At 61.4% G+C, this 12,097-nt stretch carries 13 protein-coding genes; 1 reads left to right on the top strand and 12 read right to left on the bottom strand.

The features are described from left to right. Positions 1-50: 50 nt before the first annotated feature. The 3 genes from ACA060_RS23075 to ACA060_RS23065 are packed head-to-tail and all read right to left on the bottom strand — an operon-like array spanning position 51 to position 3,023. Positions 51-929: an alpha/beta hydrolase gene (locus tag ACA060_RS23075; protein ID WP_497313407.1), complete on the bottom strand. Its 879-nt coding sequence runs from the start codon at positions 927-929 to the stop codon at positions 51-53. Continuing rightward, the gene (locus tag ACA060_RS23070; protein ID WP_497313405.1) at positions 926-2,320 is read right to left on the bottom strand and encodes an aspartate aminotransferase family protein; all 1,395 of its coding nucleotides are present in this window, start codon (positions 2,318-2,320) and stop codon (positions 926-928) included. The genes ACA060_RS23075 and ACA060_RS23070 overlap by 4 nt, the downstream gene beginning before the upstream one ends. Further along, positions 2,313-3,023, bottom strand: coding sequence for an MtnX-like HAD-IB family phosphatase (locus ACA060_RS23065; protein WP_497313403.1), 711 nt, complete (start codon positions 3,021-3,023; stop codon positions 2,313-2,315). Before ACA060_RS23065 ends, ACA060_RS23070 begins: the two co-directional genes overlap by 8 nt. Positions 3,024-3,241: 218 nt before the next feature. On the opposite strand from ACA060_RS23065, the gene ACA060_RS23060 reads away from it, so the two are divergent. Continuing rightward, complete coding sequence (locus ACA060_RS23060) at positions 3,242-4,003, top strand: MipA/OmpV family protein (protein WP_497313401.1); 762 nt, start codon at positions 3,242-3,244, stop codon at positions 4,001-4,003. Positions 4,004-4,117: 114 nt separating this feature from the next. Here the strand turns inward: ACA060_RS23060 and ACA060_RS23055 are convergent, their stop codons facing one another. The 9 genes from ACA060_RS23055 to ACA060_RS23015 all read right to left on the bottom strand — a co-directional run bounded on the left by ACA060_RS23055 (position 4,118) and on the right by ACA060_RS23015 (position 12,089). Next, positions 4,118-4,516 carry a DMT family transporter gene (locus ACA060_RS23055; RefSeq protein ID WP_497313399.1) on the bottom strand — a complete coding sequence of 133 codons (399 nt, stop codon included), beginning with the start codon at positions 4,514-4,516 and terminating at the stop codon, positions 4,118-4,120. Between the two features lie 10 nt (positions 4,517-4,526). Continuing rightward, entirely contained in the window at positions 4,527-4,901 is a 375-nt protein-coding gene (locus ACA060_RS23050) for a DMT family transporter (protein ID WP_497313397.1), read from the bottom strand. Then, positions 4,898-5,818, bottom strand: a complete 921-nt coding sequence (locus tag ACA060_RS23045) for an arginase family protein (protein WP_497313395.1) — start codon at positions 5,816-5,818, stop codon at positions 4,898-4,900. The genes ACA060_RS23050 and ACA060_RS23045 overlap by 4 nt, the downstream gene beginning before the upstream one ends. A gap of 286 nt (positions 5,819-6,104) precedes the next feature. Continuing rightward, positions 6,105-6,443 (bottom strand): GlpM family protein, encoded by a 339-nt coding sequence (locus ACA060_RS23040; RefSeq protein WP_497313393.1) that lies wholly within the window; start codon positions 6,441-6,443, stop codon positions 6,105-6,107. Next, positions 6,443-7,771, bottom strand: a complete 1,329-nt coding sequence (gene aauR, locus ACA060_RS23035; protein ID WP_497313391.1) for a two-component response regulator AauR — start codon at positions 7,769-7,771, stop codon at positions 6,443-6,445. The genes ACA060_RS23040 and aauR overlap by 1 nt, the downstream gene beginning before the upstream one ends. Then, on the bottom strand, positions 7,768-9,669 hold the full coding sequence (gene aauS / locus ACA060_RS23030) for a two-component sensor histidine kinase AauS (RefSeq protein ID WP_109634479.1): 1,902 nt from the start codon (positions 9,667-9,669) through the stop codon (positions 7,768-7,770). The genes aauR and aauS overlap by 4 nt, the downstream gene beginning before the upstream one ends. Before the next feature lie 271 nt (positions 9,670-9,940). Next, a complete protein-coding gene (locus tag ACA060_RS23025) occupies positions 9,941-10,675 on the bottom strand; it encodes an amino acid ABC transporter ATP-binding protein (RefSeq protein ID WP_109634476.1) in 735 nt (244 codons plus the stop codon). Beyond that, positions 10,672-11,343 (bottom strand): amino acid ABC transporter permease, encoded by a 672-nt coding sequence (locus ACA060_RS23020; protein ID WP_109634474.1) that lies wholly within the window; start codon positions 11,341-11,343, stop codon positions 10,672-10,674. Before ACA060_RS23020 ends, ACA060_RS23025 begins: the two co-directional genes overlap by 4 nt. Continuing rightward, positions 11,343-12,089 (bottom strand): amino acid ABC transporter permease, encoded by a 747-nt coding sequence (locus tag ACA060_RS23015; RefSeq protein WP_109634473.1) that lies wholly within the window; start codon positions 12,087-12,089, stop codon positions 11,343-11,345. Before ACA060_RS23015 ends, ACA060_RS23020 begins: the two co-directional genes overlap by 1 nt. Between the last annotated feature and the right edge of the window lie 8 nt (positions 12,090-12,097).

The raw sequence follows: 12,097 nt of genomic DNA, 5'->3' as shown, positions 1-12,097 counted from the left end.
GACTGCTTCGCAGCCGAACGCAGGCTTCGCCAGCTGCTACAGGTGTGCGCTCAAGCAAGTTGCCGGTAGTCCTGGCGGATGGGTTGCGGGGCGGTGACTTGTTGCATGAACCGGTGCTGGATGAAGTCTGCGCTCAGCTCCACCACGCGACGGTATTGCAGGTCGACGGTGATCATGTGGTAGCAGTCGTCGAGGAGAATTTTCACCACCGGGCCGCCGAGTTTGCGTTCCACATAGTCGGCGTTCCAGCGGCTGGTGATGTCGTCTTCCCGTGAGTGCAACACCAGCGCCTGGGTGGTGATCTGTGGCATGCGCTTTTTCACCGCAGCCACCAATCGATGCAGTTCCCGGACACTCACCCCGGACATGGTCAGCAGCCCGGCGTTGCTGCTTTCACCGGCCTTCATCTGCCGCTCGACGATGGCGCGCAAGCGTTCGTCCTTGATGCCGAATGGCGACTTTTCGTTGAAGCGGCACAGGTGCACGCCATACGGAATTGCCATCAGCAACGGCGTGAGCACCGCGACTTTGGGCATGTTCCAGCCGTCGTAGCGCAGGGTGGTCGAATACAGCAGCAAGCCCTCGATCTGCCCCGGATGCTCGGCGGCCAGGTACATCGCCAGCACCGCACCCATCGACAAGCCACCGACGAACACATGCTGGTGTTTGCGCCGAACCCCGATGAAGGTGTTACGCGCGCTCTCGTACCAGTCGCGCCACCCGGTGGCTTGCAGGTCGGCGTTGTCGCCGCAGTGGCCGGCCAGGGTCGGCACGTAGACCGTGCAACCGGCCTTGGCCAGGCCCATCGCGACCCGGCGCAGTTCGGTCGGCGTGCCGGTGAGGCCGTGGATCAACAACACCGCGACCTCGCCGTTGCCGAGAACGAAACCGGCGCTGCCTTCGCCCATGTCGATCTTTTCGGTGTTCATCGTTTCATGGCTCGATCAAGCAGACGGTCGAGCAACGCGATGCCCAGGTCGATTTCCGGATAGCTGATTTCCAGCGACGGCGCGAGGGTGATCACGTTCTTGTAGTAACCGCCCACATCGAGGATCAGGCCCAGGCGTTTGCCGTCGATTTCGATGTCGCCTTTCATGCCTTCTTCGACCATGAAATCGAGGGTGGCTTTGTCCGGCGTGAAACCGTCCGGACCGCAGATTTCACAACGCAGGGCCAGGCCCAGACCGTCGACATCGCCGATGATCGGGTAGCGTTTCTGCAAGTCTTTCAGGCCTTCGAGGAAGTATTTACCCTTGTTCATGACCATCGCACCGTAGTCGACTTCGCTGGTCATCTTGAACATTTCCAGGCCCACCGCCGTGCCCAACGGGTTGGAGGCGAAGGTCGAATGGGTGGAGCCTGGCGGGAAGATTTTCGGGTTGATCAGTTCTTCCTTGGCCCAGATCCCGCCCAGCGGATTGAGGCCGTTGGTCAGCGCTTTACCGAAGACGATGACGTCCGGTTTGACGTCGAAGTGCTCGATCGACCACAGCTTGCCGGTGCGGTAGAAGCCCATCTGGATTTCGTCGACCACCATCAAGATGCCGTGCTGGTCCAGCACATGCTTGAGTTCGCTGTAGAAGTTCATCGGCGGAATCACGTAGCCGCCGGTGCCCTGGATCGGCTCGACGTAGAAGGCGGCGTATTCGCTCTGGCCGACTTTCGGGTCCCAGACGCCGTTGTATTCGGTCTCGAACAGGCGGGCGAATTGCTGCACGCAATGGCTGCCGTACTCTTCCTTGGTCATGCCTTTCGGGCCACGGAAGTGATACGGGAACGGGATGAAATTGGCGCGTTCGCCGAAGTGGCCGTAGCGGCGGCGATAGCGGTAGCTGGAGGTGATCGACGAGGCACCGAGGGTGCGGCCGTGGTAACCGCCCTCGAAGGCGAACATCAGGCTCTTGCCGTTGGTGGCGTTACGCACGACTTTCAACGAGTCCTCGATGGACTGCGAACCGCCGACGTTGAAGTGCACGCGACCGTCGAGGCCGAACTTCTTCTTGGCGTCTACGGCGATCATTTCCGAGAGCTCGATCTTGCCTTTGTGCAAGTACTGGCTGGCGATCTGCGGCAGGGTGTCGATCTGCTGTTTCAGCGCGTTGTTCAGGCGCGGGTTGGCGTAACCGAAGTTGACCGCCGAGTACCACATTTGCAGGTCGAGGTAGGCTTGGTCTTCGGTGTCCCAGACGTAGGAGCCTTCGCAGCGGCTGAAGATGCGCGGCGGATCGATGTAGTGAACGGTGTCGCCGTAGGAGCAGTATTTGGCTTCTTTATCCAGAAGGACCTGGTCTTCAGGCGTAGCGATTCGAATGTCAGACATGGTGGAAGCGTTCCTGTGTTTCTAGGTTGAAAGAGGTGGCGTTGGCGGCGTTGGCCCTGTCGTTGGTATGGCGCAGCAGAGCGAGCAACGCAGGGAGTTCGGCGAAGCTGTCGAAGCGCGCATAGGCGATGCCGTTGCGCTCGCAGTGCTCGGCCAGGCGATCCTTGGCGAACACGAAATCGGCGGTGGCGGCCACGCACATGTCGGACTGGCCGTCGCCGATCACCAGCACGCGTTTGGTGCTGGGGGTGGATTTGCATTTGCAGTTGCCGGAGGCGGCGCGGCAGGCGTCGCTGGCATGCGGGAAGTCAATGCGCCAGCTCTGGTGGTCGAGCTGCCGCAAGCGGTTGGCGAGGATCGGCAAGAGGCTGACGTAGTGGCGCGCCAGGATCCGTGCGATGCCTTGCTCGATGCCGTCGCTAACCACTTCGAGGGAAGCGCCGAGGCCGATCACGTGGTCGACGAAGTCGGGGAAGTCCGGGTCGATCTCGATGGTGTCGAAGAACCCGAGCAGTTCGGTGGACGTCGCCTTGACCAGCGCGAGCTGGCGGCTGAGGCATTCACGGGAACCGATGTCGCCCGCCAGCCACTCGTTTTCGATCGCTTCCCAGCTTGGGTCGGCGAACCGTTGGAGGATGCTGTCGATCACGTCGGTGCGGGTGATGGTCCCGTCGAAATCACACACGATATGCCAGTCAATCATCTCAGTACCTATTGGGCAGATTGCGCTGTTTGCGCTTGCCAAGGGGGTAGAGCAGGGACTGTGCCAACCGGGTCTGGCCCAACGGGGCTGGGGTTCTGGCGAGGGTTTGTGTCGGTGAAGCTACAATTTTTGTAGGTCGCTACAAACAACATGAGTGCTTGCGCGAGAGGTGCGATTCGGGGATTGATGCGCGCACATCCAGTTCAAGGAATGGCCTCATGTCGAGGATTACGATTGCTCTCTTCGCCGCGCTGACGTGCCTTTCGGGCAACGTTTTAGCGGACGGCATCACCGGTGAGGCGGGGGCTGGCCTCAGCTATCAGCCGCACGATCCGACCGGCAGCCGCTATGAAACCCGGCCGGTGCCGTATCTCGATCTCGACTGGGGTGATGTCAGCCTCGGCACGGACGACGGGCTGACCTGGGACGCGTTGAACACCAAGGGTTTCAGCGCCGGGCCGTTCGTGAATTACCTGCCGGGGCGCACGTCCAACGGCGAACTGCAGGGCCTGCGCGACGTGCCGGACATGGGCGAGGTCGGTGGCTACGTGCAGTACGCGCCGGCTGATTTCTGGCGGGTGTTTGCCTCGGTCGGGCAAGCGATTGGCGGGCGCGGCGGCCAGGGCGGGGTGTTGGGGCGCGTTGGCGGGGAGGTGGGTTATCCACTGGGTGGCGGGGTAATTGGCAGCTCCAGCCTGACTGCGCATTTCGCTGATGCGCGGCAGAGTCAGACGTTCTTCGGCGTCAGTGCCAATGAGTCACAAGCCTCGGGGATCAGGCCTTACAACGCGGGCGGTGGTTTGCAGAATGTGGCGTTGACCCAGAGTTTCGAGTTTCCGCTGGCGCCGCAGTGGTCGTTGTTGACCAGCGCGAGCTGGGTTCACCTGACGGGAGCGGCGGCGGATAGCAGCATTGTCAAAGAGGTGGGGGAAACTAACCAGGGGGAAGTGCAGGCGGCACTGGCCTACAAGTTCAATTGAAGGTTCTTGGTTGGCCTGTCTGACGCCATCGCGGGCAAGCCCGCTCCCACAGGTTATGCGCCGTCCATGTGGGAGCGGGCTTGCCCGCGATGGGGTCCTTGAGATCACAAAAATCTAGGTTTCTTCGCCTTCGGCCAGCAACGCAATCCCGCCCATGATCACCACAACCCCAACCCAGTGCAGCACGCTGATCTGCTCGCCCAACCCCAGCCATGACCCGAGCAACACCCCCACAAACACCAGCGAACTCAACGGAAACGCGAGGGACAAACTGCTACGCCGCAAGATCAGCATCCACACGAAAAACGCGCCGATGTAGCAGGCAATCGCGAACCAAACCCCCGGATTCACCGCCACGGCCAGCAACCATTGCAGGTTGAAATCCATCTGCCCCAGTTGATCTCCACCGACCTTCGTAGCGATCTGGCCGGCGCTTTCAAAGCCTATCAACAACGCCCACAGCACCACCGTGCCGAGGCGCTCATGCAGCCAGTCGGTCTTGCCTCTGATCATCGCTTGAACCTCATGCATGGGTGACACACACGAGCATCACGCCCGCCGTAATCACCAGGGTGCCGAGCCAACGCCGGCGGCTGACGGTCTCGCCGAGGATCAGTTTGCCGGCCAACACCACACCGCAATACGCCAGCGCCGCCGCCGGAAACAACAGGCTCAGCGGCGCCCGGGACAGAGCTTCGAGCCAGACGAAAAACTCGATCACGTAGGCGCCGATGCCGCACCACAGCAGCGGCGCGTTGAACACCTGGCCCCAGAACGCATTCAGGCGAAAGCCGCCTTCGAGTTCCGGCAATCGGTCCAGGCCGAGCTTGAAACAGAGCTGGCCGATGACGTCCAGTACGATGGAAAACGCCACCAGCACAATCACGGTGTAGGTCATGGGAACAGCTCCTCGAACAGGTCGATCAACGCCTGGTTGGTCGTCGAGTTGCGCAGTAGATCCGCTTCGCTCCAGCGTTCGGCCGGGGGCTGGTCGGACTTGGCTTCCCAGCGTTTGAGGGCGTTGCTGAACGCCGGGCGGGCGTACTCGCCGCAGATGTCGATGCCGATGATTCGCTTGCTCGCCGCCAAGGCTCTGATGGCTTGCAGCAAATGGCTCAGGCGCATGCCGCCCTGGTCCCAGTTGGTCGCCGCGTCTTCGCTGGCCAATACGTCCTTGTCGACGGTGATCCATACCGCGCGGGTGGGTAGGCTGGCGATCATCTGTTCGAGAAATGCCGGCCAGTCGAGCTCCGCCAGATTGCGCCAGTGCAGCAGGTTTTCCTGCTGTTGATGGCCGGCGCCGTCACCCACCCGGCCCCACACTTTCGAGGGCGGACGCTGCCACGGAAACAGCTGCAACACGCCGCGTTTCAGCGCCCGCACATTGCCGCCCTTGAGCTGTGGATTTTGCAGGTCATCGCTGCACGGGCCGAGGGTGACGATGCGCTGGATGTTCGGCAGCTTCAGCGCCTGATTGACCCACGAACCGCAATGCCGGCGCGGGGCGAAGCGGACCCAGTCGGGGTGGTTGTCGAAGTGGATCAGGCTCACCGGCTCCGGCAAATCGCTCAGGAAGGCCGGGGTCAGATGGTGGTAATCACCGGAGCCGACGAAGAAAATTTCTGGTTGCGGGCCGCTGTGCCGGGGCCGTTGCTGCAAGCGTTCGGCAAAGCGGCGAAAGGTCCGTTCGCTGGACCACAGGCGCAATTTCGGGCCGAGGTCGAGCAGGTCGAGGCGTTTGGCACGGCCGCTGTCCAGCAGCCTCGAGATGGGCGCCTGGGCTGTCAGGCTGTGGTCGAGATCTAAAATGTTCAAGGTCGCAATTCACCCTTGGCAGACCCTCCCAGACACCGGCTTCATCCATCATGAAGGCCGGCCGAGAGGGCTTTTGGGGGTAAATGCAAGGGGCGGGCCAGCTGCCACCGATCAGACACCGCAGATCCTTTGATGATCATTCCCACGCTCCGCGTGGGAATGATCACACACCGCAGACTCTGTAGGAGCGAGGCTTGCCCGCGAAGAGGCCGGTGCGTCCGATGCATCTCCTGCGATAGGAACACCGCCTTCGCGGGCAAGCCTCGCTCCTACAGAACCTGCGGGGTCAGGCGTGCAGGCGGACCCAGACGGTGACGAGGACGGTGGCGGCCATCAGCCACGCCACTGCCGCCACGGCGAGCGACGCTTCGAGCCGCATCCGGTCGACCATCAGATACAACGTCGCCAGGTAAACGAAGTACGGAATAATCGACCACATCCCGAACACGATGGTGGTCTTCAAATCCTCCAGCGAACGCCCCTTGCCGACGATGTAATGCGCAATCAGCGCAAAGGTCGGAAACAGCGGCACCAGGCCTGCGATGTAATAGTTTTTGGTCTTGGCCAGCGCGGCGAGGATGACGACCACTGTCGCACCGAGCGCCGCTTTCAATAACAGGTCCATCAGTGGCTCAGCCCGTACTTTTTGACTTTGTCGAACAGCGTGGTCTTGGCCATTCCCAGTTCCAGGCTGGCCTGGGTCAGGTTGCCGCCGCTGCGTTGCAACGCGTCGTTGAGCAAGTTGCGTTCGAACGCTTCCACCGCTTCGGCAAAGGCCAAACCCTGATTGCTACCGCTGGCACCGGGCTTCTTGAAGGCCGGCAGACCGAGGGCAAAACGCTCGGCGACGTTGCGCAACTCGCGTACGTTGCCGGGCCAGTCGTGGCTCATCAGGTTCGACAAGGTCTGGTTGTCTAGCTCCGGCACGGCGCGGTCGAAGCGCAAGGACGACTGCTGCAGGAAGTGTTCGAACAGTTGCAGGATGTCTTCGCGACGTTCGCGCAGGGGCGGCAATTCCAGGGTCACCACGTTCAGGCGGTAATACAGGTCGCTGCGAAACTCGCCGGCTTTGCTCGACTCGTCGAGGTCGGATTTGGTCGCCGCAATCACCCGGCAATCCACGGCCACGCTCTGGTTCGAACCCAGGCGTTCCAGGGTGCGTTCTTGCAACACCCGCAGCAGTTTGATCTGCAAGGGCAGGGGCATGCTTTCCACTTCGTCGAGGAACAGCGTGCCGCCGTCGGCGTGTTCGATCTTGCCGATCCGTCGTTTGCCGGCGCCAGTGAAGGCGTTGGCTTCATGGCCGAAGATCTCGCTTTCGAACAGGTTCTCCGGCAGGCCACCGCAGTTCAGCGCGACAAACTGTTTGGTGTGACGGCGACTGAAGTCGTGCAGGCAACGCGCGACCAGTTCCTTACCAGTGCCGGTTTCGCCTTCGATCAGCACGTTGGCCGACGTATCGGCGACGTTGGCGATCAGTTCGCGCAGGTTCTGCATGGCCGGCGAGCGACCGATGATCCGGCCTTCCAGGGAATCACGCTCCGCCAGTTGCCGGCGCAACGAAGACACTTCCCGGGCCAGGCTGCGTTGCTCCAGCGCTCGGCGGGCGACATCGACGAGGCGTTCCGGGGAGAAGGGTTTCTCCATGAAGTCATAGGCGCCTTTCTGCATCGCGCCGACGGCCATGGAGATGTCGCCGTGGCCGGTGATCAGCACCACCGGCAGGCTGCGATCCCGGGCCTTGAGCCGGGTCAGCAATTCCAGGCCATCGATGCCCGGCAGGCGGATGTCGCTGATGACGATGCCGGCAAAGTTGTCGCCAACCCGCTCCAGCGCTTCTTCGGCGCTGCCCACGCCCACGCAGGGAATGTCTTCCAGGGTCAGCGCCTGTTGGCAGCCGAGCAGCACATGGGGGTCGTCTTCGACGATCAGCACACTAAGGTCGTTGTTCATATTGGCTCGGCGTGAAGGGGGCTTACCAACGGTAAACTGAGGACGAAGGTGGTGCCACCGCTGGCCGGGTGTTCGACACCCAGATGCCCGCCGGTGGCGGCGGCCAGGCTGGCGGACAGGGTCAGGCCGAGGCCCAGGCCTTGTTCGCCGGGTTTAGTGGTGAAAAACGGTTCGAATAGATGCTTGCGCGCTTCGGCATCGATACCGTGGCCGTTGTCGCGTACGCGCAGGCGATATTTACCGTCGAACTCCTCGCCTTCCAGCCACAGTTCGGGCAATGGTTGCGCCTGCATGGCGTCGAGGGCGTTGCCGATCAGGTTGACCAGAATCTGCTCAAGGCGGGTCTGGTCGATCTGCACTTGCCTGTCGTCGAATTCGCGGTGCACTGTCAGATGGACGCTTTCAACCCGACCGCCCAGCAGTTGCATCGCGGCGTCCACGGCTTTGCCGAGGCAGGCCTGGCCCTTGTCGTCACCCCGGCGGGCGAAGGAGCGCAGGCTGGCGGTGATCCGGCCCATGCGGTCGATCAATTCATTGATGGTCTTGAGGTTGGTGCTGGCCACGTCCAGTTGACCGCGCTCGAGAAAGCGCACGGTATTGCCAGACAAAGTGCGCAGCGCCGCCAGCGGCTGGTTCAGTTCGTGGGCGATGCTGGTCGACATCTGGCCGATGGCCGCGAGTTTGCCGGCCTGCACCAGTTCATCCTGAGCGCGGCGCAAGGTCTCTTCAGCCTGACGCCGTTCGCGGATCTGACCCTTGAGCCGCTCGTTGCTGGCGCGCAGGTCGGTGGTGCGTTCGGTAATCCGACGCTCCAGTTGATTGTTGGCTTCCTGCAGGGCTTCACGGGCGGCGAGGCGGGTGGAGATCACCTTGCGTCGCTCGTTCCAGGCAATCAGCAGGAACGCCACGAGGGCAAATGCCACGGCTACCAGAATCCCCTGGTTGATCGCTTCGCGGCGCAAATCCTGTAGCGGCGTGAGCAGGGTGAAATTCCACGGGGTGTCGCTCAGGGGGCGGGTCTGCGAGAGGTAACTGATGTCCTCTTCGTCGGACTCCACTTCACTGTTGGCGGGGAAGGTCAGTTTTTCCTCGCCTTCGGCCAGTTGTTCCCGGGCCAGCGGTTGCAGTTCGTTCAGCGGGAACCAGTAGTACTGCAGGCTGCGGGCCAGTTTTTCCTTGGTTTCGTCGCTCAACGGCACAACCGATTTCAGCCGTCGTGCTGGATCGCTGGACAGAATGATGATGCCGTTCTCGTCGCTGACGAAGGCTTCGAGGCGTGCGCGCTGCCAGCGTTCTTCCATGGCTTCGAGGCGGACTTTGACCACGGCGACGCCGATGATCTTGCCGTGTTCTTCCAGGCCGTGGGCCAGGTAATAACCGGGTTCGCCGCTGGTGCTGCCGATGCCGTAGAAGCGTCCCGGCTGACCGCGCACCGCGTTCTGGAAATAGGCGCGAAAGGACAGGTCTTCACCCAGGTAACTGTCGACATCGCGCCAGTTGCTGGTGGCCATGACGCGGCCGGTGGTGTCCATCACGTAGATGGCCCGACTGCGGCTGCGCCGGTTCAGGCCTTCGAGGTAATCGTTGACGGTCTGCCGGTGTTCCGGTGACGGGGCGGCCAGCAGTTTTGAAACACTGGATTCCAGTTCCAGCAGGCTGGGGAGGTAGGTGTACTTACTGATCTCGCTCTCGACGGCGCGGGCGTGCAGTTCGAGCTGACGCTGACCGTTCTCGCTGAGGCTGCGTATCCCGTAGTGTTCACTGATCCAGAAGCCGAGGAAACCCAATCCGATCATCAGGGCGATGACCAGCGGTGGCAGGAACAGATGGCGAATCAGACGGGGTTTCACGGCGAGTGATGGCGGCGCGGCGCGATAGAGAGTGGGGTCGCATTTCATCACAGATGCCTTGGGTCAACCACAACACAAATCTCCAGACCACCACCGACCCCTTGTAGGAGCGAGCCTTTGTGGTGGGGGATTTCTGTGGCGAGGGGATTTATCCCCGTTCGGCTGCGCAGCAGTCGTCAACCCATCAAATTCGGTTCGAATTTGAAGTGCTGGGGCCGCTTCGCAGCCCAACGGGGATAAATCCCCTCGCCACAAAACCCACTATCCCAAATCCCTCAGCACAAAAGCCCGCTCCCACAGTTGGGGAGCGGTGTCTTTCTTAGTGCTGCAGAATCTTGTTAAGGAAGTGCTGTGTACGCTCGGCACGATGGGTGATGTCGCCGAAGAAGTCCTCTTTCTTGCAGTCTTCGATGATCTTGCCCTGGTCCATGAAGATCACGCGGTCCGCCACTTTGCGGGCGAAGCCCATTTCGTGGGTTACGCACATCATGGTCATGCCTTCGTGGGCCAGTTGCACCATCACGTCCAGCACTTCGTTGACCATTTCCGGGTCGAGCGCCGAGGTCGGTTCGTCAAACAGCATGACGATCGGGTCCATCGCCAGCGCACGGGCAATCGCCACACGCTGTTGCTGACCACCGGAGAGCTGGCCCGGGTGCTTGTGGGCGTGAGCCGAGAGGCCAACGCGCTCAAGCAGTTGCAGGCCTTTCTTGGTGGCTTCTTCCTTGCTGCGGCCCAACACCTTGATCTGCGCGATGGTCAGGTTCTCGGTGATGGTCAGGTGCGGGAACAGTTCGAAATGCTGGAACACCATGCCCACGCGCGAACGCAGTTTCGGCAGGTTGGTCTTCGGGTCGGCGATGGACGTGCCATCAACCACCACATCACCTTTCTGGAACGGTTCCAGGGCGTTGACGCATTTGATCAGGGTGGATTTGCCCGAGCCGGACGGCCCGCACACCACGATCACTTCGCCTTTTTTGACCTCGGTGCTGCAGTCAGTCAGTACCTGGAAGTCGCCATACCACTTGTTGACATTCTTGATAGAGATCATACGGCAAACCTTTTTTGCAGACGCTTGACCAGCAGCGAGGCGGCAAAGCTGATTGTGAAGTACGTGAGACCTGCAAAGATCAGGAACTCATTGGAGCGACCGATGATGTCGCCACTGGCACGCGAAGCATTCAGGAAGTCCACCAGGCCGACCGCATAGACCAGCGAGGTGTCCTGGAACAGGATAATGCTCTGTTGCAGTAGCAGGGGGGTCATCTTGCGGAACGCTTGCGGCAGGATGATCAAGCGCATCATCTGGCCATACGTCATGCCCAGGGCCTGGGCAGCACCCATCTGGCCCTTGGGAATCGACTGAACGCCGGCCCGGACGATTTCGCAGAAGTACGCCGCTTCGAACATCATGAAGGCCACGATGCAGGAGGCGAACGCGCCGATCGGGGTGTCTTCGCCGGTGATCCAGCGCAGTACGAACGGCACCGCCAGGTAGAACCAGGTGATGACCAGCAGCAGTGGGATCGAACGGAAGTAGTTGACGTAGGCGCCGGCGATGTTCGACAGCAGCTTGCTGTGGGACAGGCGCATCAGGGCCAGGATCGTGCCGAGGATGATCCCGCCGACGACGCCCAACGCCATCAGTTGCAGGGTCATGACCATGCCGTTCCACAGGCCCGGCAGGGACGGGACGATGCCCGAGAAGTCGAATTCCATCATTTACCCCCTACGGAGATCAGGCCCGGTACGGCCACTTTCTTCTCGACCCCACGCATCAGCAGCATCAGGCTCATGTTCAGGGTGAAGTAGATCAGGGTGGCCAGGGTGAACGCTTCGAACAGGTTGGCGGAGAACTCGGCGGTCTGTTTGGTCTGCGCGAGCAGCTCCATCAGGCCGATCAGCGACGCCACGGAGGAGTTCTTGAACACGTTCAGGAATTCCGAGGTAAGCGGCGGAATGATGATCCGGTACGCCTGGGGCAGCAGCACGTTCCAGTAGATCTGCGGCAGTTTGAAGCCCATGGCGCGAGCGGCAGCTTCCTGGCCGCGAGGTAGCGCCTGGATGCCGGTACGCACTTGTTCGCACACTCGAGCGGCGGTAAACAGGCCCAGGCAGACGACGACGCTGAGGAAAGCCGAGGTGGTCGGGTTCAGGTCCTGCTTGTACCAGTCCTGCAGGTTTTGCGGCAGCAGATCGGGTACCAGGAAGTACCAGATGAACAGCTGAACCAGCAACGGCACATTACGGAAGAGTTCGACGTAGCAGGTCGCGATGCCCGATACGATGCGATTCGGCACGGTGCGCATGACGCCCAGAACCGAGCCCAGCAGCAGCGCGATGATCCAGGCGGCGACGGCGATGGCGATGGTCCAGCCCAAACCGGATAGGTACCAGTCGAAATAAATTTCGCTGCCCACGCCGGTGGACTTGAAGAATACGCTCCAGTCCCAGTTGTAATTCATTAGGGTCT

The organism is Pseudomonas sp. LBUM1671 (assembly GCF_059695685.1).
The sequence above is the reverse complement of the archived record's forward strand: the minus strand, read 5'-3'. Positions and strand labels throughout refer to the sequence as shown.

Excerpts from the sequence above, each read along its gene's own strand:
- ACA060_RS23025 (WP_109634476.1), bottom strand. The coding sequence starts at position 10,675 with ATGATCTCTATCAAGAATGTCAACAAGTGGTATGGCGACTTCCAGGTA.
- aauR (WP_497313391.1), bottom strand. The coding sequence starts at position 7,771 with ATGAACAACGACCTTAGTGTGCTGATCGTCGAAGACGACCCCCATGTG.
- ACA060_RS23050 (WP_497313397.1), bottom strand. The coding sequence starts at position 4,901 with ATGACCTACACCGTGATTGTGCTGGTGGCGTTTTCCATCGTACTGGAC.
- ACA060_RS23060 (WP_497313401.1), top strand. The coding sequence starts at position 3,242 with ATGTCGAGGATTACGATTGCTCTCTTCGCCGCGCTGACGTGCCTTTCG.
- ACA060_RS23070 (WP_497313405.1), bottom strand. The coding sequence starts at position 2,320 with ATGTCTGACATTCGAATCGCTACGCCTGAAGACCAGGTCCTTCTGGAT.
- aauS (WP_109634479.1), bottom strand. The coding sequence starts at position 9,669 with ATGAAATGCGACCCCACTCTCTATCGCGCCGCGCCGCCATCACTCGCC.
- ACA060_RS23040 (WP_497313393.1), bottom strand. The coding sequence starts at position 6,443 with ATGGACCTGTTATTGAAAGCGGCGCTCGGTGCGACAGTGGTCGTCATC.
- ACA060_RS23055 (WP_497313399.1), bottom strand. The coding sequence starts at position 4,516 with ATGATCAGAGGCAAGACCGACTGGCTGCATGAGCGCCTCGGCACGGTG.
- ACA060_RS23015 (WP_109634473.1), bottom strand. The coding sequence starts at position 12,089 with ATGAATTACAACTGGGACTGGAGCGTATTCTTCAAGTCCACCGGCGTG.
- ACA060_RS23065 (WP_497313403.1), bottom strand. The coding sequence starts at position 3,023 with ATGATTGACTGGCATATCGTGTGTGATTTCGACGGGACCATCACCCGC.
- ACA060_RS23020 (WP_109634474.1), bottom strand. The coding sequence starts at position 11,343 with ATGGAATTCGACTTCTCGGGCATCGTCCCGTCCCTGCCGGGCCTGTGG.
- ACA060_RS23075 (WP_497313407.1), bottom strand. The coding sequence starts at position 929 with ATGAACACCGAAAAGATCGACATGGGCGAAGGCAGCGCCGGTTTCGTT.